24 protein-coding genes are annotated in these 25,810 nt (G+C 64.2%); 6 read left to right on the top strand and 18 right to left on the bottom strand.

All coding sequences use genetic code 11. The features are described 5' to 3' along the window. Positions 1-398 precede the first annotated feature (398 nt). The 4 genes from ACTJJK_RS07890 to ACTJJK_RS07875 form a co-directional block, all read right to left on the bottom strand. A complete protein-coding gene (locus tag ACTJJK_RS07890; protein WP_440729935.1) occupies positions 399-2,021 on the bottom strand; it encodes an FMN-binding glutamate synthase family protein in 1,623 nt (540 codons plus the stop codon). Positions 2,022-2,168: 147 nt separating this feature from the next. Continuing rightward, a complete protein-coding gene (locus tag ACTJJK_RS07885; protein WP_440729934.1) occupies positions 2,169-3,458 on the bottom strand; it encodes a nucleotide sugar dehydrogenase in 1,290 nt (429 codons plus the stop codon). A gap of 152 nt (positions 3,459-3,610) precedes the next feature. Further along, positions 3,611-3,925, bottom strand: a complete 315-nt coding sequence (locus tag ACTJJK_RS07880) for a hypothetical protein (protein WP_223619508.1) — start codon at positions 3,923-3,925, stop codon at positions 3,611-3,613. Between the two features lies 1 nt (position 3,926). Beyond that, a complete protein-coding gene (locus tag ACTJJK_RS07875) occupies positions 3,927-4,994 on the bottom strand; it encodes a diguanylate cyclase (protein ID WP_152566161.1) in 1,068 nt (355 codons plus the stop codon). Between the two features lie 305 nt (positions 4,995-5,299). Here ACTJJK_RS07875 and ACTJJK_RS07870 point away from each other — a divergent pair, with 305 nt between their 5' ends. Beyond that, a complete protein-coding gene (locus tag ACTJJK_RS07870) occupies positions 5,300-5,647 on the top strand; it encodes a hypothetical protein (RefSeq protein WP_031371430.1) in 348 nt (115 codons plus the stop codon). Between the two features lie 107 nt (positions 5,648-5,754). On the opposite strand, the gene ACTJJK_RS07865 is transcribed toward ACTJJK_RS07870, so the two are convergent. The 6 genes from ACTJJK_RS07865 to ACTJJK_RS07840 form a co-directional block, all read right to left on the bottom strand. Then, positions 5,755-6,144: a nuclear transport factor 2 family protein gene (locus ACTJJK_RS07865; protein ID WP_031371431.1), complete on the bottom strand. Its 390-nt coding sequence runs from the start codon at positions 6,142-6,144 to the stop codon at positions 5,755-5,757. 140 nt (positions 6,145-6,284) lie between these two features. Beyond that, on the bottom strand, positions 6,285-6,986 hold the full coding sequence (locus ACTJJK_RS07860; protein WP_031371432.1) for an SDR family oxidoreductase: 702 nt from the start codon (positions 6,984-6,986) through the stop codon (positions 6,285-6,287). Further along, positions 6,986-7,552, bottom strand: coding sequence for a 2-amino-4-hydroxy-6-hydroxymethyldihydropteridine diphosphokinase (locus ACTJJK_RS07855; protein ID WP_031371433.1), 567 nt, complete (start codon positions 7,550-7,552; stop codon positions 6,986-6,988). The genes ACTJJK_RS07860 and ACTJJK_RS07855 overlap by 1 nt, the downstream gene beginning before the upstream one ends. 549 nt (positions 7,553-8,101) lie before the next feature. Beyond that, positions 8,102-9,085: an NAD-dependent epimerase/dehydratase family protein gene (locus ACTJJK_RS07850; RefSeq protein ID WP_031371434.1), complete on the bottom strand. Its 984-nt coding sequence runs from the start codon at positions 9,083-9,085 to the stop codon at positions 8,102-8,104. Positions 9,086-9,304: 219 nt separating this feature from the next. Continuing rightward, positions 9,305-10,126, bottom strand: a complete 822-nt coding sequence (locus ACTJJK_RS07845) for a right-handed parallel beta-helix repeat-containing protein (RefSeq protein ID WP_031371435.1) — start codon at positions 10,124-10,126, stop codon at positions 9,305-9,307. 562 nt (positions 10,127-10,688) lie between these two features. Then, positions 10,689-11,453 (bottom strand): hypothetical protein, encoded by a 765-nt coding sequence (locus ACTJJK_RS07840; protein ID WP_440729933.1) that lies wholly within the window; start codon positions 11,451-11,453, stop codon positions 10,689-10,691. Positions 11,454-11,590: 137 nt separating this feature from the next. On the opposite strand from ACTJJK_RS07840, the gene ACTJJK_RS07835 reads away from it, so the two are divergent. Further along, entirely contained in the window at positions 11,591-12,682 is a 1,092-nt protein-coding gene (locus ACTJJK_RS07835) for a M35 family metallo-endopeptidase (protein WP_031371437.1), read from the top strand. Positions 12,683-12,772: 90 nt separating this feature from the next. Here the strand turns inward: ACTJJK_RS07835 and ACTJJK_RS07830 are convergent, their stop codons facing one another. The 3 genes from ACTJJK_RS07830 to ACTJJK_RS07820 all read right to left on the bottom strand — a co-directional run bounded on the left by ACTJJK_RS07830 (position 12,773) and on the right by ACTJJK_RS07820 (position 14,987). Beyond that, on the bottom strand, positions 12,773-14,137 hold the full coding sequence (locus tag ACTJJK_RS07830; RefSeq protein ID WP_223619500.1) for a S8 family peptidase: 1,365 nt from the start codon (positions 14,135-14,137) through the stop codon (positions 12,773-12,775). Between the two features lie 195 nt (positions 14,138-14,332). Continuing rightward, on the bottom strand, positions 14,333-14,710 hold the full coding sequence (locus ACTJJK_RS07825; RefSeq protein WP_152566162.1) for a hypothetical protein: 378 nt from the start codon (positions 14,708-14,710) through the stop codon (positions 14,333-14,335). A 7-nt stretch (positions 14,711-14,717) separates the two neighbouring features. Beyond that, complete coding sequence (locus tag ACTJJK_RS07820; RefSeq protein WP_031371440.1) at positions 14,718-14,987, bottom strand: hypothetical protein; 270 nt, start codon at positions 14,985-14,987, stop codon at positions 14,718-14,720. 647 nt (positions 14,988-15,634) lie between these two features. Between ACTJJK_RS07820 and ACTJJK_RS07815 the strand changes: the two genes are divergently transcribed. The 3 genes from ACTJJK_RS07815 to ACTJJK_RS07805 all read left to right on the top strand — a co-directional run bounded on the left by ACTJJK_RS07815 (position 15,635) and on the right by ACTJJK_RS07805 (position 18,272). Then, positions 15,635-16,201 carry a helix-turn-helix domain-containing protein gene (locus tag ACTJJK_RS07815; protein ID WP_031371441.1) on the top strand — a complete coding sequence of 189 codons (567 nt, stop codon included), beginning with the start codon at positions 15,635-15,637 and terminating at the stop codon, positions 16,199-16,201. A 5-nt stretch (positions 16,202-16,206) separates the two neighbouring features. Further along, the gene (locus ACTJJK_RS07810) at positions 16,207-16,752 is read left to right on the top strand and encodes a GNAT family N-acetyltransferase (RefSeq protein ID WP_440729932.1); all 546 of its coding nucleotides are present in this window, start codon (positions 16,207-16,209) and stop codon (positions 16,750-16,752) included. A gap of 557 nt (positions 16,753-17,309) precedes the next feature. Beyond that, positions 17,310-18,272 (top strand): SOS response-associated peptidase family protein, encoded by a 963-nt coding sequence (locus tag ACTJJK_RS07805; RefSeq protein ID WP_440729931.1) that lies wholly within the window; start codon positions 17,310-17,312, stop codon positions 18,270-18,272. Positions 18,273-18,429: 157 nt separating this feature from the next. Here ACTJJK_RS07805 and ACTJJK_RS07800 read toward each other — a convergent pair whose 3' ends face one another. From ACTJJK_RS07800 to ACTJJK_RS07790, 3 genes are all read right to left on the bottom strand, one after another. Further along, positions 18,430-18,894: a hypothetical protein gene (locus tag ACTJJK_RS07800; protein ID WP_440729930.1), complete on the bottom strand. Its 465-nt coding sequence runs from the start codon at positions 18,892-18,894 to the stop codon at positions 18,430-18,432. Positions 18,895-19,225: 331 nt separating this feature from the next. After that, positions 19,226-19,477, bottom strand: a complete 252-nt coding sequence (locus tag ACTJJK_RS07795) for a hypothetical protein (RefSeq protein WP_440729929.1) — start codon at positions 19,475-19,477, stop codon at positions 19,226-19,228. Further along, entirely contained in the window at positions 19,474-19,866 is a 393-nt protein-coding gene (locus ACTJJK_RS07790) for a hypothetical protein (RefSeq protein ID WP_440729928.1), read from the bottom strand. Before ACTJJK_RS07790 ends, ACTJJK_RS07795 begins: the two co-directional genes overlap by 4 nt. Positions 19,867-20,499: 633 nt before the next feature. Between ACTJJK_RS07790 and ACTJJK_RS07785 the strand changes: the two genes are divergently transcribed. Beyond that, a complete protein-coding gene (locus ACTJJK_RS07785) occupies positions 20,500-21,240 on the top strand; it encodes a hypothetical protein (protein WP_440729927.1) in 741 nt (246 codons plus the stop codon). 708 nt (positions 21,241-21,948) lie between these two features. Here the strand turns inward: ACTJJK_RS07785 and ACTJJK_RS07780 are convergent. Together ACTJJK_RS07780 and ACTJJK_RS07775 are read right to left on the bottom strand one after the other, a co-directional pair. After that, positions 21,949-24,270: a hypothetical protein gene (locus ACTJJK_RS07780; RefSeq protein ID WP_440729926.1), complete on the bottom strand. Its 2,322-nt coding sequence runs from the start codon at positions 24,268-24,270 to the stop codon at positions 21,949-21,951. Further along, positions 24,270-25,808 carry a hypothetical protein gene (locus ACTJJK_RS07775; protein ID WP_440729925.1) on the bottom strand — a complete coding sequence of 513 codons (1,539 nt, stop codon included), beginning with the start codon at positions 25,806-25,808 and terminating at the stop codon, positions 24,270-24,272. The genes ACTJJK_RS07780 and ACTJJK_RS07775 overlap by 1 nt, the downstream gene beginning before the upstream one ends. Positions 25,809-25,810 lie beyond the last annotated feature (2 nt).

The raw sequence follows: 25,810 nt of genomic DNA, 5'->3' as shown, positions 1-25,810 counted from the left end.
AGTGCGCAGCTAGCGCCGGGATTTTTCGATAGGACATCCTTGTCCTATCGAAAAACGGCGCACGTCCTGTGCGCCGCCCTACGGGTCTCTATCGGTCTCGCGAGCTCATTGCTGCGCCAAGCTTTCACGACAACGGCAACAGCAACGACTTCGCTCGCAGATCTGTCAGACAAAAAAGGTGACCAGTCGCTTTGTTGCCAGAAGCTCTTAGCGTCTGCCCCTGAGCTCGCTCGATTGATCGATGCGGCGCAAGACCATCGCAGCGCGGTCGCGGCTTGCGCCGCTCCTACCCTCGCGGCAGGACGCCCCTTCGATAGAGAGCATCAGCCTTGCTGCCTCAGCGCATCCCCTGGTCGCGGCTCACGCCGCTCCTACAGTCGGGAAATCCGCACCGCCTCTCAAAACGACTTGCTGCCCCGCATCGCCAACAACCGATCCGGCGCCGCGAACGAATCGCTGCGCGCGTTCGCCCAGAACGACTGGAACACCGCATGCGCAGGAATCTTGCCCAACAAGTCGCCGGGCGCAAGGAAGTTGTACAGCGCACCGAGCGAACGCACTTCGGTCGGCGAGACGCGACGCAGGATGTGTTCGGGCCCGATCTCGGCCGGATGGCTCAAGCCCGCTGCGCACAGCAAATCGCGCAAGGCCTTGAGGGTGTTGTCGTGGAAGTGGAATACCCGAGTGGCCTTGTCCGGCACGTCGAGCTTGCGCCAACGGCTCGGGTCCTGGGTCGCGACGCCGGTCGGGCAACGGTCGGTGTGGCAACTCTGCGCCTGGATGCAGCCCAGGGCGAACATATAGCCGCGCCCGGCGTTGCACCAGTCCGCGCCCATCGCCAGGGTGCGGGCGATGTCGAAGGCGCTGGTGATGCGGCCGGCCGCGCCGATGCGGATCTTGTCGCGCAGCTCCAGGCCGACCAGGGTGTTGTGGACCAGCATCAAGGCCTCGTGCATCGGCACGCCGACGTGATCGATGAATTCCGCCGGCGCCGCGCCGGTGCCGCCCTCGGCGCCGTCGACGACGATGAAGTCCGGCAACACCCCGGTCTCGTGCATGGCCTTGGCGATGCCGAACCACTCCCAGGGATGGCCGATCGCCAGCTTGAAGCCGGTCGGCTTGCCGCCCGACAGTTCGCGCAGGCGGGCGACGAAATGCAGCAGGCCCTGTGGCGAGTCGAAGGCGGTGTGCGCGGCCGGCGACACGCAGTCCTGCCCCATCGGCACGCCGCGCGTGGCCGAGATCTCGGCGCTGACCTTGGCCGCCGGCAGCACACCGCCGTGGCCCGGCTTGGCGCCTTGCGAGAGCTTGATCTCGATCATCTTGACCTGCGGGTCGCCGGCGTTGCTGGCGAAGCGTTCTTCGTTGAACAACCCGCGTTCGTCGCGGCAGCCGAAGTAACCCGAGCCGATCTCCCAGACCAGGTCGCCGCCGTTCTCGCGGTGATACGGCGAGATCGAGCCTTCGCCGGTGTCGTGATAGAAGCCGCCGAGCTTGGCGCCGCGGTTCAGAGCGCGGATCGCGTTCGCCGACAGCGAGCCGAAGCTCATCGCCGAGATGTTGAACACGCTGGCCGAGTACGGATGCGCGGTGTTCTCGCCGATGACGATGCGGAAGTCGTGCGAGACGTGCGCGGTGGGCGCCATCGAATGGTTGATCCATTCGTAGTCCGGGCCGTAGACGTCCTGCTGGCTGCCGAACGGGCGCACGTCGTTGACCGACTTGGCGCGCTGGTAGACCAGGGCCCGCTGCTGGCGCGAGAACGGCACCTCGGCGGTGTCGGCCTCGATGAAGTACTGGCGCATCTCCGGGCCGATCGATTCCAGGCCGTAGCGAAAATGCGCCAGCACCGGATAGTTGCGACGCAAGGTGCTGCGGGTCTGCAACAAGTCCCAGGTGCCGAGCGCGGCGAGCGCGCCGAACAGGCCGACACCCCACAACCAATCGGCCTGGTGCAGGAACACCAACACCACCGAGATCAGGGTCAGGAGCAGGCTGGCGACATAAGCGGCATAGCGCATGGCGATCGGATCAGTTCACGAGCTGAGGGCGAGCATAACCCTGCGCGTGTGCAATCGCTGTACGAGGCCGGGCGGATGAGCGCTCGGCCTAACACGCCGCGCCACTACCGGCCCCCAGACCCGCGGGCAGGCGCGGCCGGCGACCGATCAAAGCCGTGCATCGACCTCGATGCGCGGATACAGGCTCTTGATGTCGTACAGCAAGGCGCCCGGGCGGCCATAGGCGCGCGCGCCAGCCGAGCCAAGGGCGCGGAACTCCTCGTGGGCGACCGCGACGACGACCGCATCGAAGGCCCCGGCCTCCGGCGTGTCGATCATTTCTACGCCGTACTCGCGCCGCGCCTCCTCGGCGTTGGCCCAGGGGTCGTGGATCTGCACCTGGGCCCGGTACTCGCCGAGCTCGCGCGCCAGATCGACCACGCGGGTGTTGCGCAGGTCGGCGCAGTTCTCCTTGAAGGTGATGCCGAGGATCAGGATGCGCGAACCGGCCAGGGCCACGCCGCGCTGGATCATCAGCTTGACGATGTCGGAGGCGATGTGGCTGCCCATGGCGTCGTTGATGCGTCGGCAGGCCAGCAGGATGTCGGGGTAGTAGCCCGCGCTTTGCGCCTTCTGGATCAGGTAATAGGGGTCGACGCCGATGCAGTGGCCGCCGACCAGACCGGGCCGGAACGGCAGGAAATTCCACTTGCTGCCGGCCGCTTCCAGCACCTCGGTGGTGTCGATGCCGAGCTTCTGGAAGATCAGCGCGAACTCGTTGATCAGGGCGATGTTGGCATCGCGCTGGGTGTTCTCGATGACCTTGGCGGCCTCGGCCACGCGCAGGCTGGAGGCCAGGTGGGTGCCGGCCGGGATGATGCTGCGGTACAACGCGTCGACGCGCTCGGCGGTCTGCGGCGTCGAGCCCGAGGTTACCTTGGGAATATCGACCAGGCGGCGCTTACGGTCGCCGGGGTTGATGCGCTCGGGGCTGTAGCCGACGAAGAAGTCGACATTGAAGCGCAGCGACGAGGCGCGTTCGAGCTCGGGAACGCAGATCTCCTCGGTCGCGCCGGGGTAGACCGTCGACTCGTAGATCACCGTGTCGCCGGGCTTGAGCAGGCCGCCGATGACGCGGCTGGCCTCGATCAGCGGCGTGAAGTCCGGGCGCTTGTGCTCGTCGATCGGGGTCGGCACCGTGACCACGTAGACGTCGCGATCGCTCAGGTCGGCGGCGCTGGCGGTGAAGCGCAGATGCGTCGATGCGGCGATCTCGTCGGCGTCGTTCTCGCGATGGTGGTCTTCGCCGACGCTGAGCTGGGCCACGCGCACGGCATTGGTGTCGTAACCGATGGTGTCGTAGCGCTTGCCGAACTCCAGGGCCAGCGGCAGGCCGACGTAGCCCAGACCGATCACGCCGATGCGCGTTTGCGCGATGCTGCCTTCGTACTGCGTCATGCCCTGCCCTAGGTTCACCGCCGTGGTGGCGGTCCGGTCCTGGATTCTAGAGACCCGCTTTCCGGACTGGCAAACCGGTGCGCTCGGTCGCATTCCCGGGCGCCGGTAAAACACCCGGATCGCTCCGCCCACGGGGCCCTGGGCGACTTCGGCTAAGGCGCCGGGCCTTCCTGCGCGATCAGGCCGAACGGCGCCAACGCCGCGCGCAGGTAAGCCTGCGCCTCGCCCGCGCTGGAATGCAGGCTGTCGATGCGCTCGCCGCGGTACTGGATCACGATCTCGCTGCCGTCGGCGCGGTGTTCCCAGATCGAGTGGTCCTGGCTGAAGTTCATGTACTGCCAAACGCCGTCGGCCTCGGACAGCCCGCTCCAGATCGCGTCCGACAGCGCCCGGTGCGCGTCGAAGCCGGCCCAGCCCGGGCCCGGCGTCCAGCGTGTCCACATCACCGGCGCGCGTTCCCCGCTCATCTCAATCCTCGGCGACCACCACCGCATTGCGCCCGAGCTCCTTGGCGCGATACAGCGCGCTGTCGGTATGGCGCATCCACATGGCCGCGCTGATGGTCTTCGGCCCGGTCGTCGCGACACCGACGCTGACCGTGCAGCGCAAGGCCGGCGCTTCGTCGAAGCGCGCGTCCTCGACCGCATTGCGGATGCGTTCGGCGATCGCCACCGCCGCATCGAGGCCGGTGTCCATGAGGATGAGGGCGAACTCGTCGCCGCCGATGCGGCTGGCGGTGTCGGTCAGGCGCACCACCTCGTGCAAGGTGCCGGCGACGCGCCGCAACACCGCATCGCCGACCAGGTGGCCGTGGAAGTCGTTGATCTCCTTGAAGCGGTCGATGTCGATCAGGATCAAGGCCGCGCCCTTCGAGGAGCGCGCGCAGTAGGTCATGGTCGCGGTGGCCGAATCGTCCCAATGCAGGCGGTTTTGCAGGCCGGTCAGCGGATCGGTACGGCTGAGCTGGTCGAGTTGCTTGTTCTGGCGCACGACCTTACGCGCCAGGCCGTAGGCCGCGCTGCTGATCGCCATGGGATAGACGAACATGAAAGGCAGGCTGGCCAGGATCACCGGCATCGAGCTGTCCGGCGCGAACGGAAAGCCCAGCAGCGCCCACACCGTGGCGCAGGTGAACAGCTGCGCGGTCGCGGTGCGCACGAAGAAACGCCAGCCGCCGACGCTGATCTTGTCGGCCGACAGCATCACGGCCAGCAGCGCGCTCGGCACGACGTTGAAATGCATGACCGCGATCCAGATCCCGCCGAGGGCCGAATCGATCACCAAGTTACGGTACTCGGCGTATTCGGGGTCGACGCTGCGCGAGGCGACCAGGTAGGCCAGCGGCGGCCACAGATAACCGTTGGCGAACAGCAGCGCCCAGACCCAGGCGCTGGCATCGTGTTCGTACAAGACCCCCGCGACGGCGAAGAACCCCGTCCCCAGGCCGAGGGTGCGCATCTGGTAGATGCGGCGCACGAACCGCAGATGCTCGGTCGCTCGAACCGGGTCGAATGAGGTGTCGGCAATTCCAGTCACGCACGCTCCCAGCGGCCTGGATCATCGAGACGAGTACCGCCCGGGGGTGCGGCGGCTACCAGCATACCCTGCTCGCCCGGCCCTGAATGCGCAAGCGGGCCGCCGCAGGCGGCTTCCGATGACCGGCGCCAGGGCAGTGGCCAGCCTCGGGGTCGGGGCCCGGGGTACGGGACCCGGCCCACCCCGGCTCGAACCCGGCCGCCCCGCCTCCGACAGCGGGGATTGAACGTTCCGTACACGAAAGACTAACGCCGGGATCGGGCAAGATTCGCCCCACAGGGGGTTCCCAGAGCGGAGCCTGTGTGATGACGAGCACCCTGCAAGGCCGCCCCGCCCCGACCACGCCCGGCTTGAGCTACTGGGCGAGTCAGTTCCGCAGCGCCGGCTTCTATCGCGACGGCCTGCGTTTCAGCGATTACGCACCTGCGTTCTACGTCGGCATCGCCGCCCACCTCGAACATCCGGACCGCGACTTCGACGATCCCCGCCTGGACTTGAGGGCCCGCTATCAACGCATCCGTCTCGGCTCGGTATTGAACTGGGAACAGGCCGAAGACGCGGCGCGATCGGCGTGGCAGCGCGCGAAAGAGAACGCCGAGGCCGCGCAGGCGCAGATCGGGCGCCGCGTGGCGCAACTGGCCGCACATTCCTGAGCCAAACGCTACTCGAAACCCATCCCCGGAGCGCGTTGCGCGCTCCGGGCATCCGCGAGCGCATCCGACGCGCGTCGCCACAGCGAGGCCGCGGCGCTGCCGCCCGATCAGGCGGCGTCGAGTTCGTAGTGAAACACCTTCGAGATGATCTGCCAGCGGCCGTCGAGCTTGATCAGGGTCAGCAGATCGGTGAAGCGCTTCGGCGGGATCGCGCATTCGACCCGCGCGAACGCGGTCACCGGGCCGGCGAATTCGATCGAGACGATTTTATCCTCGCGTGCGGCGCCCTGGCTGGCCGGCGATGCGCGTTGCTCGACGACCGCCCAATACGCCTCCATGTCGAGCTTCAACAAACTGCCGTCGGTCGCACAGACGTAATGCGCCTGCGGATGCATGGCGCGACGTAATCGGGCGGTGTCGCTGTAGTACAGACCGTCGAAATAATCCGCCAGGGTCGCGATGACCGCGTCGTAGTCGTGGCTGTGGGTGGCGCTCATGCGGTCTTCCCTGGCGAGTTGGCGATGGCAATGCGCCGATTATGGGCAGCGCCCGCCGCCGCCACGAGCCCATCCATGGACCGGCCTGTCGCGCCCTTGCAACGCCGACCGGCGCAGGCCGCACTCGGCGTTCGCCGCGCTCAGAGTTTGAAGCGGCCGCCGTCGATGCGCAGGATTTCGCCGGTGCTGTAGCTGGCATCGCGCAGATACAACACCGCCTCGACCACGGCCTCGACCGTGCCGATGCGACCGAGCACGGTGCGCGCGGCGATCGCGTCTTCCTGTTCGGCGCGTTCGGCCGGGTCGCGCGCCGACGGCAGCACGGTGCCCGGGGCGACCGCATTGACACGGGTTGGCGCGAGCTCGGCGGCGAGCGCACGCACCATGCCGGCACCGGCCGCGCGGCTGACCTGATAGGCCGCATGACCGGCGAAGGAGCGATCGAGATAGGTGTCGAGCATCACCACCACCGAGCGCAGCGGATGCCGCTGGTGCAGACCGATCACCAGTTCCCAGGGCGCGATCAGGTTGACCCGCAGATGCCGCTCCAGGCGCTCGCGCTCCTCGTCGGTATCGCCGGCGCCGAGGTCGCCCCAGGCATGGCCGCGCTCGAACAGGGAGGCATTGAGGACCAGGTCGGTCACCTCCACCGGCGGCAAGACCTGCAGCGGCTCGGTCATGTCCCAGCTCCATTCGTGCACCGGCGCCGAGTACGGCGCCGGCGTCGAAGCGGCGCGGCGGCGATGGGCGACGACCTGCTCGCCGCGTTGCAGGCAGGCCTCGACGATGGCCCGGCCGATGCGTTGCGAAGCGCCGGTAACGAGAGTGATGCGTTCGGACATCAGCTGGCCTCCTTGGCGGCGGTGGCTGGCTCGGCCTGGGCGTGCAGGAAACGTTCGACGAAATCCGCTCCGGCCAAGGAATAGAAACCCATCGCATTGTGTTCGGGGCGGAAGCCGCGCTGCAAGGCGACGGCATCCAGCGCCTTGCGCAACGATGGCAACGCCAACTGATGCAGGCCATGGAACAGATACGGCCGGGCCGGGTCGTAGCGATCCTGCCACTGCACCTCGCCGTCGATCCTGCCGACCAGGTCGATATCCAAGGGCACCGGCAGGGCGCGTTGCGGATCGCGCTCGCGTCCGAACGCCGCCTCGATCTGTTTGAAACGACGCTCCATGATTTCGATCGACCAGCGCGGCGCGACCTTCATCGCCAGCATCAGGTTGACCGTGGCGCCGCCGCGATGGACGCGATGGCGGTCGCCGTACAGTTCCGAGCATGCGCACAAGGCGGTTGCATCGGCGGCATCGTCGAACTCGGTCAGCAGCTGCGCCGCCGACAACAGCAGATTCTCGACACGCGGGCCGTCGCTGGCCCCCAGGCAGATCAGTGCGGTCCAGCTCATAAAGCGCAAACGGTCCCGGCCGGCGACGCCGGGCGCGGCATGGATGAGGCGGCCTGCGATCGCAGGCGCGGGGCCGCAGCGGTGCGGCGGGTTACAGGCGGGTGCGGCAGGGGCCGGCCAGAATCGATCGCCATCTCGTCTACTCCTCGGCGCTGCGTCCAATCGACGGCGGCCGGAGCGTCGGCGACCGGACGTACCCGCCGCAAAGCTCCGATCGCGATGATCCGCATTCTAGCCAGCTGACGGCGGTTTTCCCTATTCCAGGCCCGACACGGCGCGGAAACGAGACCGGTTAGGCGGCGAAAGACGATGGCCGCGACGCATCTTGCTGCGCTGCGAGAACGGATGCAGCAGTCATCGCCGCGTGCCGACACCGCTCCAGCCCTGCTCTGCGTCCACGATCCGCCCCTGCTTTTGAGTAGGAGCGAGGCAAGTCGCGACCGTGAACTTCCGGCCCAGGTACCTCCGCGGCCGCGCGCAATGCCGCTCTCACCGCTCGCGCCGCTGCTACCCCGCGCTTGCGGCCACCTCAGCGCGGTCCGCTCCGCTTCAAGCCACCGGATACGGCATGCCCTCGAACACGCGGTCGTGATAGCCCTTCACGCCGACCTCGTGGGCGAGCGCGCTGCGGAAATCCATGCCGGCGCGCAGGCAATCGAGCACGTAGGCGAAACCGTAACGCGGTTCCCACCCCAGGTCGCGGCGGGCCAGTTCGTTGACGTAGACCCGGTCGAGCTGCGGAAACAGCCGCCAGCCCTTGGCCGCGTACAACTCGCGGCAATCCGGGAACAGCCGCTCCACCACCGCGGCGGCGTCCTGACGCAAGGCGAGCAGATCGTCGCGACCGAACGGCGCAGTCGCCGACACGATGTAACGGCCGAAGCCCAGGGCCGGCGCGCGTTCGACCGCCCGCAGATGCGCGTCGACGATGTCCTCGATGTCGGCGCGGCGATACAGCAATTCGTTGGCCTGGACGTTGGCCGGCGCGTAGACGTCGCGCACCGAGGCATCGTCGTCGTCCTCGGGAAAGAAGCGCGAGGTCCGCAACACCAGCACCGGCAACTCGTGCTTGCGATGAAACAGCTCGCACAGGCCTTCGGCGGCGATCTTGGTGGTGCCGTAGATGTTCTTGGGCACCGGCGTCACCGCTTCGGTGATCCAGGTGGCCGGGCCGCCGGGCACCGGCTTCAAGGCCGCGCCGAACGCGCTGGTGGTACTGGTGAAAACGAAGGATTCGACGCCGGCCGCGACCGCCTCCTCGAGCAGCACCAGGGTGCCGGTGACGTTGGTGTCGACGAAATCCTGGTAGCGGTGGGTGGCGACGTGCGGCTTGTGCAGGGTCGCGGTGTGCACCACCGCGCGCACGCCTTGCATGGCGCGCCGGACGAAACCGCGATCGGCGATCGAACCGACCTGGCCGGTGAACGCGGAGGCCTTGATGTCGATGCCGACGGCGTCGCGCGATTGCGCGCGCAGACGGCGCATCAGGCCTTCACCGAGATGGCCGGCACTGCCGGTAACGAGGATGGACATCGAGACGGACTCCTGGCGACGCGCACGCCCGCTGCCGCAGCGACAGCGGCCTGGGCTTGGATGGATGCGCAAAGCCTAGCAAGGCTGCGATGGCGACGCCATGTGCGGAGCGCTGAAACCCGCCGCTGCGATGGCTGGCTGGTGCGCTTCTGGAGAAAGCGGGCCGCATGCGCAAGAACGCCGGCGCTGCGTTCGCAGCGCCGGCGTTTCAGCACGGGCTTACGGCATGAACGGCGATGGCTCTTCGACGTTGTAGCGGGTGACCGCGCACTCGGAGAAGCCCGAATGCGCGGTGTTGATGGCGACGTTCTCGATGCAGGTCGCACTGCTGCCGCCGATCAGCCCCTGCACGCCCGAACGCGTCCGCAGCATGATCGAGTTGTGCACCAACCGCGCCCGCGGCGACTGGCGCAGTTCGATGATCCGCTGCGTATTGTCCGGGAAATCGAGGAACTGGTTGCCGGTCGCCTGCACGTCGGCCGAGCGGTCGACGAGCAGGCCGCCGCCGCTGTAGCCGGCGATCACGTTGTTGGTGACGACGGTGCGCGGCGCCATCGTGATCTGGATGGCCTCGCGCCACGGCGAGATGTTCGGGTTGCCGTAATCGATGACGCGATTGCCGACCACACGCGCCCCTGTACCGTCCGGCGGGCTGTCGCCGAAGATCACGATGCCCGCATCGTAGGGACGCACCACGGTGTTATTGAGCAGTTGATCGCCCGATCGCGTGCGCAGGTGGATGCCGAGCGAATAGCCCTCGATGCGGCAGTTGCGTACCGTCACCCTGGACCAGGAGTCGACGGTAATGGCGGCGGCGCCGTTGGGGTTCGGGTCGGGATTGGCCAGAGTGCGTCCCTTGCAATCGAACTCGATGTCTTCGCCGGTGATGACGATGGGGACGCCAAGATTCCCGGCCAGGCAGTATTTTCCGGGCGCGGTGATATGCGGATTGGCCGAGGTGACGACGGTGTCGCAAGCCAGCGAGCTGGCACTGAACATCGCGGCCGACAGGGCCAGGCTGGAAAGCAGAATGGAGCGCATGAATATCCTTTTAAGAGCGCCGATGAAACGACGGCTGCGCGAGACGCGCCCGTCGTGCCGCACAGGAACACGCGGCGACATGCCGCATCCTGCGTTGGGTGGAATGTCGTGATGAAGCAGACCGGCGATCCCGACGGTCGTCCCTGGACCTGCGGCGCGCCGGAAGCACCGCATTCGATGCCGACTTCCCTGTCGAATGCGAGATTCCTGGCGTCGACCGCGAATGAAGCAGCTTCCCCGGCCTGCCTGCATCGCGACCGGGACAGAATCGCCGGTCGGCGTCGCAGGCGCCGCGACGGCGCGGGCCGTCGGCGTCTATTTGCAAGAAGCGGGGAGATATCGCGCTGCGTTCGGACGCGCATGCCGTTGCGGCTGCGTCTGCGTTCGATCAATCGGGAACTGCGATCGCGTATCGCGGCGATGACCTCGGCGCGGCGCTTCGGCTCGCGCCTGGCTCGCGAGCCGAGCCTTAAACCCGAAAAATCTCAGCGACTGGTCTTTGCCGGTTGCATTGAACGAAACCCGAGGCTGACGCCTCGGGTCCGTTTCTTACCGGCCCGACTCAGCCGTGACCCTTGTCCTTTCCTTTGCCCTGGCCCTTGCCGCCGCCGTGGCCTTTGTCGCCACCCTGCCCCTTGCCATGGCCACCGCCCTTGTCGGAGTTGCCGCGTCCGTTTCCTTTCGAACTCGGGTGGTCGTAATGCGAGGGGCCGGCTCCGCTCTTCTTGCCGCCGGGATGGCCGTTGCTCTTGCCTTTGCCCTTGCCCGGCCCGTGCTGGGCCCAATCCACGTGCACCGACTGATTGACGGTGATCGGATAGCCCCAGCGGTCGTAGGTACCGATGGCGCCGCGCTTGAGCGCATGGAAGGCCGGCGAACCGGGCTTGATGCCCATCCGCTTGGCCACCGCCCCCCAACCCTGGCCGGGGTTGCGATCGTATTCGCGCACGACGTTCAGACACGGCACGCCGAGCGCACGCGCGATCGCGCATGCGTAGTAAACATCGCCGGGGGCCCAGCCGCGGCGATCGAGCAACTCGTCGATCAGCGAACGCGGTGCGCCGTAATAACCGCTGATCTCGTGGATGAAGGGCTCGCGATAGCGACGACCGTAGTCGTTGATCTCACCGAGCCGCGTATCGACCCAGACGTCGCCGGTGCGGATGTTGTAACCGACCGTCTGTGCTTGCGCGGCCCCCGCCAGGCTCAAACCCAGCAACAGGGCCATACCCGCTCGCTTCATGTACCGCATGGCAAACACCTCGTCGTGATCGTGCGTGAAGTCCGGATGAAGGCGCCGAGCATACGTTTTTGCCGGCTCTTCCACCGCAGTATCCGCCGCACGCCTTAACCTCGACCGATTAAAGCGTGATGCGTCGCACAATGCATTCAGGGCGACATTCTGGTTACGTGGACGTGTCCGCCCTCGCGGACTTTGCCGTTCATTTTCTCGGGGATTTTTGAATGAAAATCAGTCTCATGTCCGCAGTCGCGGGCAGCGTCGTTCTCGCCGGCGCGATCGCCTCCGTCACCGCCGCCCCGCCACACGAAAAGAACAATCCTTTGCGCATCGGTTTGATGGCGCTCGCCGATCAGAACGGACACTTCGGCGGCCAGGTCGAAGTCACCGTCACCAACACCAGCCGTCACACCGCTCGCGTGCCCACATGGCAACTGCCTTCGAATCTCGCCGAATCCAAGTTGTTCGAGATCAGCCGCGACGGCGTAGCGGTTTCCTATAACGGCCCCATGATCAAGCGCGGCCTGCCCGATGCAGCCGACTTCACGATCCTGCGCGCCGGCGAAACCCTGCGCAGCGTCGTCGACCTGTCCAAGGCCTACGACTTCTCGCAAAGCGGCCAATACGTGGTCGCCCTGGATTCGCCGCTGCAATTCGCTTCGCTATCCGACGGCAAACTGCTGCGCCAGGACAACGGCCTGCCGCTGGTCGCCAAGAGCGCTCCGCTGAGCCTGTGGGTCAACGGCAAGGGCGAGGTCAGCGGTCAGGGCAAGCCCGGTGGCGGCGGCAGCAGCGTCGTCAACGGCGTGTCCTACAAGAGCTGCAGCGCGACCCAGATCGACACCATCGGCAGCGCCATCACCGCCGCGCGCGGTTACTCGGAAAATGCCAAGAGCTATCTCGGCGCCGGCACCGTGGGCCCGCGCTACACCACCTGGTTCGGCGCCTACACCTCGCAACGCTACGGCACCGCCAGCCAGCACTTCGTCGCCATCGACGCCGCCATGGACCAGAGCAACGGCGCCATCACCGTCAACTGCGGCTGCAACCAGAAGTACTACGCCTACGTCTATCCGAACCAGCCTTACGAGATCTACGTCTGCCGCGCATTCTGGTCCGCGTCGCTGACCGGCACCGACTCCAAGGCCGGCACCCTGATCCACGAGATGAGCCACTTCGATGCCGTCGCCGGCACCGACGATCACGTCTACGGCCAGGCCGGCGCGAAGAACCTCGCGATCAGCAACCCGACCAACGCGCTCGACAACGCCGACAGCCACGAGTACTTCGCCGAGAACACGCCGGCGCAAAACTGACCCTCACCCGGCGCAACAACGAACAGGCCCCGGTTTCCCGGGGCCTGTTCTTTTACGGCCGGTCTTTTACGATCGGTCTTTAGCGCGGCCTCAGAAGCCGCTGGCGTTGAGACGCCCGCCGCTCACCGTCTTGCCGCTCAGCGAGGGCGTGGCGATCGCCGAACTCATGATCGCGCTCTTGATGTCGGCCGCGGTCGCGCCCGGATGCGAGGACGCATACAAGGCCACCGCACCGGTCACGTGCGGCGTCGCCATCGAGGTGCCGTTGTAGCTCGCATAGCTGGGTATGACGTTGCCCTTCGACGACACCGGCACGGTCGACCAGATGCCGTAGCCCGGCGCGCCGATATCGATCGTGGTCGAGCCGTAGCTGTAGATCTGCGTGCCGTTCGAACGCAACGCCGTTACCGACAACACGTTCGGGTTCGGGTACTCGGCCGGATAACAATCGGAGGTTTCGCAATTGACGCCGGCATTGCCGGCGGCGACCACGAACAGGATGCCGGCGGTGTTGGCGCGGCCGATCGCATCCTGAAGCGCCTGCGAGAACGGCCCGCCACCCCAGGAGTTGTTGGTCGCGACGATGTTCAGGCCATGACGCGACTTCAGGTCGTTGAAGTAGTCGATGGCCTTGATCGCATTCGCGGTGGTGCCGCTGCGGCGGCCGAGGAACTTGCCGCTGATCAGCTTGACGCCGCTCCAGCACACGCCGGCCACGCCCTGGCCGTTGCCGCCCGCACCGGCGATGGTGCCGGCCACATGGGTGCCGTGATCGTCGCCCGCGCCGTCGAAGACCTGATTGTCGTTGCCTTCGAAGTCCCAGCCGCGCACGTCGTCGATATAGCCGTTGCCGTCGTTGTCGACGCCGTCGACCGGATCGTAGGGGTTGGTCCAGGCGTTGGCGGCCAAGTCCGGATGCGAATACATATAGCCTTCGTCGATGATGCCGACGACGACGTTGCTGCAATCGGTGTGGCCGCCGGCCCAGGCCACCGCGGCCTGCGAGCCGTATGGGTTCGCCGGGCTCGATCCGGAGCCGTACATGCCCCACAGGGAACCGTTGGTGTAATAGGTGTCGTTCGAGCTGGCCTGATGTTCGTACTGCCAGTTCGGTTCCGCGTATTCGACGCTCGGGTTCTTGCCGAGTTCGTACAGGGTCGCGGCCAGATCGCGCCCGGCCGGCACCCGCATCAGGGCGAGCTCACCGCGCGAGGAATTGCCGCCACGCAGGGTGTCGAGCTTTTGCAGTCCGAACGCCTGACGGGCCGAAGCTTGCTGTACGGCATTGCTGCCGTCGCGGTATTTCACCAGGAGCTCTCCCGGTTGGTGCGCACGGCCGGCCTTCAGCCCGGCCAGGACGAGGTCCGGCCTGCCGCCGGCGACCGCGGCGGAGGAAACACCGAGCGCGGAAAGCACCGCGCCGCACAGCAAGGCGATACGAAATGACGACTTCATTGGCTCATGCCCTTCAGGTTTTGGCTTCAGGTATTGGCTGGCGACCCGACCGGTCGCTTCACGAGCGTATGTGCCAAATCGGTCACATACATGCTGCGTCGCAGCAAACGCTGAATTGACTGAATTCGGGCGCAGCCACGCTTGAGACCAGCGCCCTGAGCCGCCCACAGAAGGGCTATGCCATGCCGTGCCGGGTCAGGAATCCTTGCGCGGACGCGAGGGTGCGCGGTCGGCCTTGCCGCGGACGGGCGCCGCCTCGGGCAACTGCGGATCGGTATCGGTGCCGAGCGCGCGCAGCCTGACCGGGGTGAACTCGCCGTCGCCGAGCAAATCGAGGCTGGCGAGCGGATTGCGCAACAAGGCCTCGCGCTGCAGGAAGGTCTCGCTGCCGACCTTGGGCGGCCTGCGCTCGCTGCACAGGCGCAGGCTGATTTTAAGGATGCTGGTGCCGGAGCGGCTCCAGGCACGGCCGGGGATAAGACGACTGACGATGGCGCTGTCGAGGCGAACCGTCACCGACGATTGGTCGATGGATTCGCATTTGCCAACGGCGATATCGAACATAAGCTGCATGAAAACCTCAATGCGACACGAAAGTTAAGACACTGCTGAGCCTGGAATCGTCCAGCAGCCGGCGAAGACGCGACTCGACGATGCGCAGATCGCCGAGCCTGGGCGAAGCGCGCAAGGAATAGATCGCCGTCTGTTTTCCCAACAACAGACGATGCGTGCGGTGAACGCTCACATTGGTGGAGCTGCAGGCTTCCATCCAGATTCGCCGCAGTTGCAGCGGCCCGATGCTCTGGCCGTTTCCCAGCGTGAAATAGAACCATTCGACGTTCTCTTGCATCGGTCTCTCCGGCACACGGCGAACGGGTTGCGTTGCGCCCGGCTGATTCCATCGCGAGCCGCTGCGGCAGTGCCGGACCTAGAGTCCCGCACCGTCGACTCCTTGGCTCGCACCTAAACGACGGCGAAGATTTTCCTCGCCGCCTCGCTTTTCCTGATGGATCGTTGACTCTTCGATTCGGCGCGCCGGCGATCCGCTCGTGCCGCGCCGGCGCTGCAGCCGAAGCCGCACCAAAACCGGATGCGGAACCCGCAAACGCTAGTCACGCCGATCGTTCATAACCGTCTCCAGCGACGCGATAAACGACCAAGACCGTGCACTCGCCGGACGTGGGAGTGCGAAGCTGATGCGGAAGGAAAAGAATCTTCTGCGCCTGAATGGCTGAATACGACATTGCGTCGTGGTGACGGGCCAGCCTGCGCCCGCAAGCGTTAGCCGCACGTGAATCGATCCTGAGTCTGACCCAGGCGACGACGGTCTCGGCCGGCCGCATCGCATCGGCGCGGCCGGGTCGGGGCGCCGCCCGGACCGGCCGAGCGCCTTGCTGCACGGCCTTCTCGGCGACTTCCACGCGCGCCAGGCCCGCGTCTCCCCTCTCTCGCCGAGCGCAATTGACGCCGGACGGGAACGTCCAGTAAAAGATACGAATGACCACTTTACTGGACGAATCGAGCCTGCAACTGGCCCGCCGGATACGCCTGGAGCGCGAAACCCGCGGCTGGTCCCTGGCCGACCTGGCGGCGCGTTCGGAGGTGTCGAAGGCTGCGATCAGCAAGATCGAGCGCGGCGAGACCAGCCCGACCGCGGCCTTGCTGGTCCGCCTGGCCGGCGCGTTCGACCTGACCCTGGCCGGGCTGCTGCTGCGCGCCGAAGGCGATGCCGGCCGGCTGTCGCGAGCCGACGCGCAACCGGTTTGGCGCGATCCGGAAACCGGCTATCGGCGCAAACAGGTGTTCGTCCGCCCCGACCATCCGATCGAGATCGTCGAGGTCGAGATGCCCGCGGGACGGCGCGTCTGCCTGCCCGCCTCGTCCTACGCCCGCATCCGCCAGGCGATCCGGGTGATCAAGGGCGAGCTCAGCATCGTCGAAGGTGGCGAAAGCCACCGATTGCAGGCCGGCGATTGCCTCGGCTTCGGCGCGCCGTCGGACGTCACGCTCGCCAACGACACACCGAGACCTTGCGTCTACCTCGTCGTCCTGGCCAGGAGCTGAGCCGCATGCTTTCCATCGATATGCACTCCATCGATATGCCCGCCTTGGAGATCAGAGCGCTGTCGTCCTCGGCCGAAATCCTCTCGATGCTGAGCGAACTGCTGGTCGACGTCGTCGCCCACGGCGGCTCGGTCGGCTTCATGCATCCCCTGCCGCCGCCGCAGGCGCAGGCGTTCTGGCGCAACTCCCTGGCGGCGGCCGATATCGGCGCGCGCATCGTGCTCGGCGCCTTCGATGAAGACACGTTGGTGGGCACCGTGACCTTGTTGCTCGATTGCCCGCCCAATCAACCGCATCGCGGCGAGATCGCGAAACTGATGACGTGCCGCGACTATCGCGGCCGGGGCGTGGCTTCATCGCTGATACGCGCCGTCGAAACACTCGCAGTCGAGCACCGACGCTCGTTGCTCGTGCTCGATACCGCCAGCGACGAAGGCGCATCGGCCTTTTACGAAAAGCTGGGCTACGTACGCGCCGGCGAAATCCCCGATTACGCCCTGAAACCGCACGGCGGGCTGACCGGAACGATCATTTTCTGGAAGAAGGTTTGAGGCGGGCCGGCGCGGCCGCCCCGTTATCGGCGCGCACGCGGCGCCCGAACGAGCCGAGCGCGATATCCGATGCGGCGTGGGAAAAACCTGCTGGGAAAGCGGTTTTCGGCAGGCCGCGTGCTGCGCTGGGGGCGCTGGACCCGAAGCGCAAATCCAAACGTTTTCCCAGAACCGCGCGATGGTGCCGGAGCCGGCTCCCAATACTAGCCATAAGTCACTGTTTTTATACGTTATTAAATTACAGATTTTCCTTCCATGCCCCCAAAAATGCCCCCGCCTTCTACGTGACCTGGACCTTCTTCCGAGGCTTGTAAGGCCTCTGCCTCTTTCCGGTCAGTCGTTCCGAGAGAGACGCGGACCTGCCGATCACCCTGTCGGAAATTGATGTACCAGGTTCCGCCTCTTGGGTAGATCGTTGCCACGGACGCGCCTGGATCGACGCATCTAGGACTTCTCGAAGTGACTCCGCTCATCACCACCCCGCTTAATGCGACACATTTCACATTCATTCCGAGAAGTCGCTAGGATTTATAGACCAGCCTAGCCCGAGCACTCTCATGTGCTATTCCGCCAAGGTTCGAGCCGAGTACCGCGAATACGTGAAGGAGTTCGGGGCGACCCTCAGCCTCGACGCCTACGTCGCCGAATACTGGGAACAGATGGGCGACGAATGGGTCAAGAAGCTGCCGAAGGCCTTCCGCGCCTGGTTCAACGAGGCGCAAACGCCCGAGGAGGCCCGCATCAGGGCCGAGATCGCAGCCTGGGAAGCTCAGGCGACCACAAAGACGCAGCAGGATCTCTTCACCCAGGCGAAGCGCCTGGCCGACGCCGAGCGATCGCTGAAGACCAAGGTGACCAAGAAGGCCGAGAACGATGTCCGGGTCGCGACCAACAAGATCGGCCAGTTCAAAGCGAAGCTCGAAGACCTGCAGCGCACCGAACTGAAGGACCGGGACTCCCGCATCTACCCCGCTTCGTTGGCCCCGGTGATCGTCTCGGAAGGCGGCCGGCGCGTGGTCAAGTTCATGCGCTACCAGTGCCGCCCCTGCGGCAAGCCGGCCTCCTACGACCGCCAGTACCCCGGCACCTACAACGCCCGCCGCGACAATCTGGAGAAGTTCTGGAAGGGCCAGTTCGGGTTCACCCACGGCGTGATGCTCGCCGACGCCTTCTACGAGCACGTCAAGCGGCACGACATGGAGGGCCGGCCGCTGGGCGCCGGCGAGGAAGAGGAAGACGTCATCCTTGAGTTCAAGCCCAACACGGGCAAGCGGATGGTCGTCGCCTGCCTGTGGTCGCACTGGCAGGGCCGCGGCGAGCCCGACTTGCTGTCGTTTGCTGCGATCACAGATGACCCGCCGCCTGAAGTGGCGGCGGCCGGGCACGACCGCTGCATCATCCCGATCAAGCCCGAGAACATCGACGCCTGGCTGAACCCGGACCCGAAGAACCTTGCGGACATGTACGCGATTCTCGACGACCGCGAGCGGCCCTATTACGAGCACCGCATGGCGGCGTAATCAGGTCTGCCGGTGCGCGGGGTCGATCATGCCGGCCTTGATCAGGAGCTCGTCGATCGCCTGCAGCGCGTATTCGCTGGCGTCCTCGCCCGCGCGATCGGCGAACTCCATGATGGGGTCCGCTAGTTCAGCAAAGGCTGAGCAAAAGTCGCCCTCTTCAGGGTGTTGCTCCAAAAGTCTCGGGACCTGATGCCCGAGGGCCTGAATGCTGCTGTGAAGTGCCTGGAGCGTCTGTTCGTTCATAGGGGATGCGATGCCCGTGGCGGCTGACAAGGGTTTGAAAGATGGCGCGGGCTTGGTCGGCAATCGCCGAGCCATACCGCTCAACCCAATGGACGACGTAGTCGACGCCGCGATCGAACTCAGTGACCCAGATGTGATGCCGTTGCTCTCGGTCGTCCCGGTAGCACCCAGTGAAGGCGACCCAGCCGGCGCCATTGGCAAGCGGCTCGACTATCGCGACTCTCCGGCCGTCGAGCAGGATTTCCACCCGGTCGTCCGTCCTAAGACGGTTGCCGTAATTTGGGTGCGACCAGTCGAAACCATCTGGCAGTGCCGGCAACGTCGACAGATCGCGGGGAGTGAACCCTCGGGAGCCGAGGGGCGGCAGTTTTGTGACCATGTGCCGCATTTTGCTCCCGGAGTTCTCACGGGATGCGACCGGCTGTCGCGGCCACTGAATGATTCAGCGATCCGAAGGGGGCTGGCGAAGGCCTCGGCTCAAGAGCCCTTCATGCCGCGTGGTCGAGCTGCCCCCGGAAGTCGCTAACCACTCTTCCGTTCGGCACCACGCTGCCAGCAGCAATAGACTGCCAAACGGCCTTGGCGAAGTTAGTCAGTGAGCAGCGCAAAATCTTGTCAGGGAAAACCTACTAAAACTTCGGTCTACCACGCCTGCTTCAACAGTGGATCGATAGCATCCACCGATTGCGCAAAAAAGTCTTTTGTGGCGCTCAGTGCCCGCCATGTGGGGATCTAAGGTCAGTGATCTTAAATCCGAGATGTCCGAAATGCCGATAGAGAGCTTCGATGATTTCACTTGGCACAGGGTTTGGAACATGCATAACAAGCGGATCACCTTCTGGGTCTACCAGAAGATAGTAATCATCGTTCTCTGGCTGAACAGACACACCGCTTTCACGCAATACCTTGAGGACATGCGTTCTTTGCTGCGCGCCATCCCAGGCGCCTCGCTTGAGCTTCATGCACCGATATGGTTTTGACGCAGAAATGTGATCTCGTGCGGAACAGGAGTGTCAGCGGGAACGTCAACACGACTCCGCGACACAACGCAACACAGCTCTGGCTGGACAGCATTGGCGTAATACTGCGCCACATATTCCTGAGGTGTTCTTGACCTGAAAAGGCCGTCGAGTGAGCGACTCCGCTTCAAGTAGGCCAACACAGTACGGGTAAAGCCTTCGGCGAAGTGCTCTTTCGCCTCTTCTTCAGTGCGTCCTGTCGCGGTGTAGTCGACTTCGACACCCTGCGCCAAGTAGCCGCCTTCAGCGGCCGGGCACAGCAAAACGTGCAGCTCAGCGGCCACGGCTTCTGCAACTCCGTTCTGTACGTGAGCCATAACTGGCTTGGACATGGTTCCTCCCCCCGGAGGCTCCAATTGGTTGATTCGGCGCGAACATTAGCAAAGCTATTGACACGCCATGTGAACAATAGTCGCAATTGGGCGGGAAGCTATTCACGGTGTTCTTGACCATAGTTGACGCAATTTAGTTCCGAAACCGGACTTCCAGATAAAAAACATCTAAATTCAATTACTTACAAGAAACCTGGCGTCGAGGGCAAACCGATATGGGCATGCAATAGGAGCGTCCGACAGCAATTGTCGTGAACGGTCTTTTTAGCGGTACGAAAGGCGCGACGAATTAGCTTCGCTGGCACGCATGCCCCTAGGAGCGGCATGACGGCGCAAGATCCCCCGCCCAGCCCCCTCCCTAGCGGAAAACCCCGACGGGCCCCAGATCGCCTCCCAGGAAGAATTAAAGCCACTTCTCCCGGCCCTGGTTCTGGCACCGACCTCCCAGCCCCTCGTTCGTCAGCGCCGCAAGCAGCCCTAATCAGATCGAGAGCCGCCGAATAGTAATGCCGACCACACAGGGCCGAGGCACTTCCCAGGCGCGCGCCAGATGCCCCCTGTCCCGGAACGTGCTTCACCTGCGTTAAAGAGGAACAGGACGTCGAAATCCTCGACCTAAGTTCAGGGGGCCATATGGAACTGGTAGCAGTGGCTTATGCCTTGTGTGGACTTCTCTTCTTTGGCGCCTTTGCTTGCATCGTGATTGGCTATCGCCTTGTGCACGCCCGCGGAAAGGTCGCCACTACCCCCACCGAGTTCAAAGGAAAGTGGGGAGATCGCGAGATACATCTGGGTTCTGGCTCACTCGCCTCCTTGATGATCGCAACTTCCGCTATTTGGGTGATTGCTGGGGTAGTAATCAAGCCAAAGCTTGAGTACAGCAATGTTGCAGGAAACGTTGGAACTCGGGTGATTGCATCCCGTGAGGAAAATAAGGAAGCCGCTGAGATAGTCCTCAGCAAACTTGAAAAACTCGAATCACGAATGGCAGAGAACTATGCTCGTGCCCGTGTCTCCATGGAGCCCACGGGGACAGCAAAAGATCTTGAGCTAAGCAAAAAGCGCCTCCAAGCTCTTGAGGCCTTGACCGCTGCTCAACTGGCGGAAATTTCCAAACACGATCGGGCAATCTCGGTAGCCACAGCTCGTTTAGATGAATCGGAAAAACAGCGCAGCGAAGATGCGAAATGGATTGCCGACGCTCTAAATCGTGGCTCACTTCAAGATTCGATTTCTGCCACCGCGACTGCTTCAGCTGATACTGCGGCTAGCGTAGCGGATGTCGCAGCCACTTCAGCGGAGGCCGCTGCAAGTGCCTCCATACCTGATAGTGATGCGACAGAGGTACCCGTGAACGACCCAGATGGACATTGAACTACATAGATTGTCTTCGCGAAGCTCCGCTTCGTACTTTTTGATTGTCTTGATTGACAATTAGAGGGAGAAGCCGCCGGCCCAGGGCGTGCTAAGCCGATAGCCCCTCTGCAATCGACCTAGCCCCCCCATGGGCGAGGACTTCCGAACGCGAACGGCCATCGGCCCCGGGGCAGTACTACGGCTTCCCGCTGCTACTTCAGCCGTCGTGGCTGGCCAAATCGGCTGCCACGGCCTGTCTCGATTTCCCATGCCCTCGCGCGCGTTGACACGTCCAAAAACTCCCAGCCAAAGGCAGCGACGGCGCGCCCACCCATGGACGAAATGGACACGCCGCCGCCCCAACACCTCCGGCAATTGAGCCGCCCCGCCTCAGGCGACCGTCCTTTCAGGACCGAAAGCCCCCCTACTACGCCCAAGCAAGGCCTAAGAGGTCTATTTCGGCCTACTTTAGGCCCCTGAGTCCGCGCCCTTACAGCTGACAAGCGGCTAGATCCGTCCGCTCGCATCCCCGTAAGATCAAGCCACGCCCGAGGAGGACGGTCGATGGACGATAAATGGCAAGGATCAGGCTACGACCCAGATCGGGCGTGGGCTGAAATCCAACACAAAGAATGGGAGCGCAAAAATCCGCCGCATTGGTATGACGACGTGCTTTTCGGTCTCATTACGCCCATTCTTGTACTGGGTTCAATCGCTTTGGTCTGCCTAGGGCTGTTCTACGCCTTCATAACTATTTATCGCTTGCTGTAGAGCTAAAACCCCAGGGTCATCCGAGCCTGTAGCGAGCTGTCGTATAGATGCTAAAGCGGCCGCTTTCGGGAGATCTGTTGACCTCGCCAGCCATGCAACGGCGCGCGGACTAGTGAGAATTCGTGCCGAGGCGTTTGCACCCACGCCGCCCGCCGCCAACAGACCTGCAGTAGGCAAACGGCCGGACAGCAGCGATCCCACTAAAGCGACCCCGTAGCTATACGCGGCCACCCGATCACCCGATCCAGAAGGATTCGCGTAAACCTTGCTACCCCTCTTGATGTTGTCAGCCACCCTCGCGATTCGATCCATGTTTTTGCTGAAATCGCTGCCGTACCGATCGAATAGCGACCGCTTTGCCTCTGGACTAAGACGATTCCAGTTCGTCATGAACGTCCCAGCGCTGAATACGTCCCCCGAGGTGTTCTGACCATTAGGTGTCGCCAGCCCCATCCGCTTGATGGTCGCAGCGGTTACGGTCTTCTGTGCATCCAGGGGCAGCGATTGCATAACTGCCCGCAGGGTCGTGCCGCCATCTCGTGTTCCACTCATGGCCGACTCAAATACACGTTCCGGCCCCCCGTTCTTGTCAATGACGTGCTGGATCGCGTCCATACGTTTCATCAGGAAGTTCGTGTACTTGTTCGCGCGACTCCAGGCGCGCACCGCTTCAGGCCCCTTTGCCTCTGCTGCCATCCGCATGTCGTTGGACAGCGCGCTATACAACGCGCGCCATTTGCTACGCGGCACATCGGACATTAGCCCCGCATCTTCAATCTCTTGGCCAACGACAGTCCGTAGCTTCTTCAGGGCTTCATAGGGCAGCTTTCCGTCCGCCTTTTCGGCCAGAAGCTTTGAGATTTCTTGATCGACGTCGGCCTTCCCGATGGTCGGATATGGCACGAACTCAATCGGCTTCTGCCCCAAAGATGTACGCATGACGTTTTGCCGCTCAATCGCGGCCGCGGCTGCTGAATTCAGTTGATCGACGGCCGCCCCACGGCTCTTAAGCATGTCCGCAGTCTGCTGGATCTGATCCGCCATGCCCGGGCGGGAGGCCACAGCTTCAGGACCCCACGCGTCACGCTTCAGGGCTCTCTCGATCCCGTGGATCCGTGCGTTCTGGAACAGCGGAGATAGATTCGGCGCACCGGGAATAGCCGGGTTCAAGTTCTTCAAGGCCTGTTCGGCACCTGAGACCTCAACACGCGTGCTCGGGTCGATCTGTTTATCCAGATCATCGTACAGTCGGCTCTGCAGGTTACGTGCGGTTTCCTTGAATCCGCCCTCGCCCAAGACGCCATGCTTTATGGCTCGACCAGCCTGCTCTGCGCTAGACCTGGGAGAGAGCTTGTTTGCAGTTGCTTGAAGCCCGTCCCCAATGCGTTCGGCCTGTCGTTCTGCAAAGCGAGCCATCACACCCGAACTGGTCGGACCACCGGCCAACAAGCTTTCAACGCCTTGAATAGCTCTACTGCCTGTCGCTTGCCCAACAGAGGGCGTTGCTCCCATCGTCGCAAAATCACGAATGGTCTTTTGCATTTGCTCACCATTCCGACCTCTTGCAAGCGTCCGCAAACTGCCGGCACCGAGGGCGCCTGTCGCTTGTGGAGCGAAACCACCAAGCAAGCCAGCCAGCGCCTGGGCCCCTTCGTCGCCTCCCGCTTCACGAGTTGCTCCAGAAGCGCCAGCACCTCCCACAGCTGACGCAAGTTGCCAACCGGGCTGAGCAGTTAGCAGATCTCCGATTCGTCCCCCGATTGTCGGAGTGGTGATTGACGCTCGGCCAGCGTTAAGCAGACCGCCAGCGCCCATAGTCAACGCTGTGCCCGTCAATGCGCGTCCTATGTCCCCAGCGACGCGCTCGCGATCATTTTCAGGTTTAGGCACACCCAAGAGATCCAGCAGGCCCGACCACGAAGCCCGCGTACTCTGCTGCTCGGGCCATCGACGTTCCGGCTTGCCGGTGATGAGGCTATTGGTCGTTGGCCCCTTCTCGCCGGCCCAGTTGATAACGTCGAGGACTGGGTCGGTCACTATGCCGGCAAGGTCAGCGGCACCTTCAACCACATTGCGCAGCCCCAGGCCGCCGACCTCACGCGCTAGCTTTTGCGCCGTCGTCCGCTGTTTCGGGGGCTTCGCCGTGGTCGACGACGTAGCGGTGACGTCGCTGAAGTCCGCAGGCTGCTGATACTGCGTCCAGGGGCCGGCCTCGGCGTTCGCGGCAGCAGCCGGTGCCGCGCCGACGTCTTGGTACTCCTCCCAGGGGCCGCCCATTACATGCGCTCCCAGGAGTTGGGGTCAGCAGGGTTCCCACCGCGGAAGCGATAGCCGCCTTGCACGGTGCCAGGTACGGGCGCGGCACGGCGCGGAGAAGCCTGGCTGTTCTGGCCGGCGTACTTCTGGTTGAGGTGTCGGATAGTCTGAAGCGCGGCAAGGCGCTGCTCGCGCGGCGTGGTCGGATTGGCGAGGTCGCCCGCCATGTCCTGGTACAACTTCACGTCGGCATTCGATTGCGGCCCTTCCATGCGTGGCATCTTGGAGATGAGTTGCCCGGCGATGGTCTTCAGCTGCGCTGTCGCCTTCGCGCCCTCGGTTGCGTAGCCGCCGGCACTGGCGATAGTGTCGAGCAGCGCGCCGCCGCCGCTGCCGGTAGCCCTGGGCAACAGCTTCTCTGCCTGGGCCAACAGCGACAGAACCTGCCCCGCGTCACGGGATCGAGTGCCCTGCTGTGCGCTTACCTCGGCCTGGGTCTTGGCGCTAGCCTTCGCTCCCTCGACCGCGCCAGCGAGTTCGGCCTCAAGCGGGATCTTCTGGCGGTATGCGGCAATTTCCGCAGCGTTCTTCGCGTTCTGCTCTGCGAATGCCTTCTCGGCCGGCGACATGCTAACGCCAAGTGCGGGATTGACCTGTTGCCGCGCCGCCGGAGACGACGGCTGCTGCGGGCCAATGCGCGCCTGGCTGCCGTCGTTGGCCGCGGCCCATGCATTCGGATTAGCCTCGATCGCCGCTCGCACCTGGGGAGGTATGCCGGCCTGGCCCTGGTCGTCGAACACGACCTGCATGCCGTTAGCTTCCTGGGGCGCGACCTGCGGCATCGCGGCCGGCACGGACACACCTCCGGGATTAAGCTGTCCCGCGCCGCCCAGCGGGCTAAATTCGCCCGAGGTTTCGTCATAAACCTCAAGCACGCCCGTGCGCGGGTTAGTGCGCGCCATGCGAGCACGACCATCAATCCCCGTGATCTCTTTGAACCCAAATCCGCCTGTTGGCGCCCTTCCCTCGATACCCAGCTCCACGCGCCGCGCGCGATCGCGCTCCTCCGGGTTCAATCCCTTCGTAAAGAACTCAAACGAACGAACATCGGTCGGCATTGAGCTAGCACCTTGGAACATCGGTTCGAGGCTCAAAACCTTGTCTACCGTTGCTGCGTAGTTCGCATTCCAACGTTCATCGTACTGGCCCGGGAATTCTCGCTGTACGAAAGGGCGGACCGTCTGCCAGGTTGACTCGATCTGCGTCGGGTTCCGCGTGTCAATCGCGGTGCGCATTGCGCGAGCAGCACCCACTAGCTTGCGCATCCGGGCGTCTTCCATTCCTTGCAATTTATCGCCGTACTGTAATCCCGCGGCAGGGTCCGTCTTGATCATCCGGGCGATATAGTCCTGCCCTTCACCTACGGACGATTGATAGGCCCTACTTGCTAGATCCGCAAGGCGCGACTGCCGTCCCTTCTGTTCACCTTCTATACCGCGCTGACGCACGTACTCGACGTTAGCCAACGGATTGAGCGAAGTTCCAGTGATGAAATCCAAGA

This window comes from Lysobacter sp. 22409 (genome assembly GCF_052045105.1).
In the GTDB taxonomy this organism is placed as follows: Bacteria; Pseudomonadota; Gammaproteobacteria; order Xanthomonadales; family Xanthomonadaceae; genus Lysobacter; species Lysobacter antibioticus_B.
Note: the sequence above shows the minus strand (reverse complement) of the source record. Positions and strands in the feature narration are given on the sequence as shown.

Excerpts from the sequence above, each read along its gene's own strand:
- ACTJJK_RS07860 (WP_031371432.1), bottom strand. The coding sequence starts at position 6,986 with ATGTCCGAACGCATCACTCTCGTTACCGGCGCTTCGCAACGCATCGGC.
- ACTJJK_RS07780 (WP_440729926.1), bottom strand. The coding sequence starts at position 24,270 with ATGGGCGGCCCCTGGGAGGAGTACCAAGACGTCGGCGCGGCACCGGCT.
- ACTJJK_RS07810 (WP_440729932.1), top strand. The coding sequence starts at position 16,207 with ATGCTTTCCATCGATATGCACTCCATCGATATGCCCGCCTTGGAGATC.
- ACTJJK_RS07830 (WP_223619500.1), bottom strand. The coding sequence starts at position 14,137 with ATGAAGTCGTCATTTCGTATCGCCTTGCTGTGCGGCGCGGTGCTTTCC.
- ACTJJK_RS07835 (WP_031371437.1), top strand. The coding sequence starts at position 11,591 with ATGAAAATCAGTCTCATGTCCGCAGTCGCGGGCAGCGTCGTTCTCGCC.
- ACTJJK_RS07850 (WP_031371434.1), bottom strand. The coding sequence starts at position 9,085 with ATGTCCATCCTCGTTACCGGCAGTGCCGGCCATCTCGGTGAAGGCCTG.
- ACTJJK_RS07880 (WP_223619508.1), bottom strand. The coding sequence starts at position 3,925 with ATGAGCGGGGAACGCGCGCCGGTGATGTGGACACGCTGGACGCCGGGC.
- ACTJJK_RS07790 (WP_440729928.1), bottom strand. The coding sequence starts at position 19,866 with ATGTCCAAGCCAGTTATGGCTCACGTACAGAACGGAGTTGCAGAAGCC.
- ACTJJK_RS07845 (WP_031371435.1), bottom strand. The coding sequence starts at position 10,126 with ATGCGCTCCATTCTGCTTTCCAGCCTGGCCCTGTCGGCCGCGATGTTC.
- ACTJJK_RS07815 (WP_031371441.1), top strand. The coding sequence starts at position 15,635 with ATGACCACTTTACTGGACGAATCGAGCCTGCAACTGGCCCGCCGGATA.
- ACTJJK_RS07870 (WP_031371430.1), top strand. The coding sequence starts at position 5,300 with ATGACGAGCACCCTGCAAGGCCGCCCCGCCCCGACCACGCCCGGCTTG.
- ACTJJK_RS07855 (WP_031371433.1), bottom strand. The coding sequence starts at position 7,552 with ATGAGCTGGACCGCACTGATCTGCCTGGGGGCCAGCGACGGCCCGCGT.
- ACTJJK_RS07820 (WP_031371440.1), bottom strand. The coding sequence starts at position 14,987 with ATGCAAGAGAACGTCGAATGGTTCTATTTCACGCTGGGAAACGGCCAG.
- ACTJJK_RS07805 (WP_440729931.1), top strand. The coding sequence starts at position 17,310 with ATGTGCTATTCCGCCAAGGTTCGAGCCGAGTACCGCGAATACGTGAAG.
- ACTJJK_RS07785 (WP_440729927.1), top strand. The coding sequence starts at position 20,500 with ATGGAACTGGTAGCAGTGGCTTATGCCTTGTGTGGACTTCTCTTCTTT.
- ACTJJK_RS07825 (WP_152566162.1), bottom strand. The coding sequence starts at position 14,710 with ATGCAGCTTATGTTCGATATCGCCGTTGGCAAATGCGAATCCATCGAC.
- ACTJJK_RS07865 (WP_031371431.1), bottom strand. The coding sequence starts at position 6,144 with ATGAGCGCCACCCACAGCCACGACTACGACGCGGTCATCGCGACCCTG.
- ACTJJK_RS07795 (WP_440729929.1), bottom strand. The coding sequence starts at position 19,477 with ATGAAGCTCAAGCGAGGCGCCTGGGATGGCGCGCAGCAAAGAACGCAT.
- ACTJJK_RS07800 (WP_440729930.1), bottom strand. The coding sequence starts at position 18,894 with ATGGTCACAAAACTGCCGCCCCTCGGCTCCCGAGGGTTCACTCCCCGC.
- ACTJJK_RS07885 (WP_440729934.1), bottom strand. The coding sequence starts at position 3,458 with ATGACGCAGTACGAAGGCAGCATCGCGCAAACGCGCATCGGCGTGATC.
- ACTJJK_RS07890 (WP_440729935.1), bottom strand. The coding sequence starts at position 2,021 with ATGCGCTATGCCGCTTATGTCGCCAGCCTGCTCCTGACCCTGATCTCG.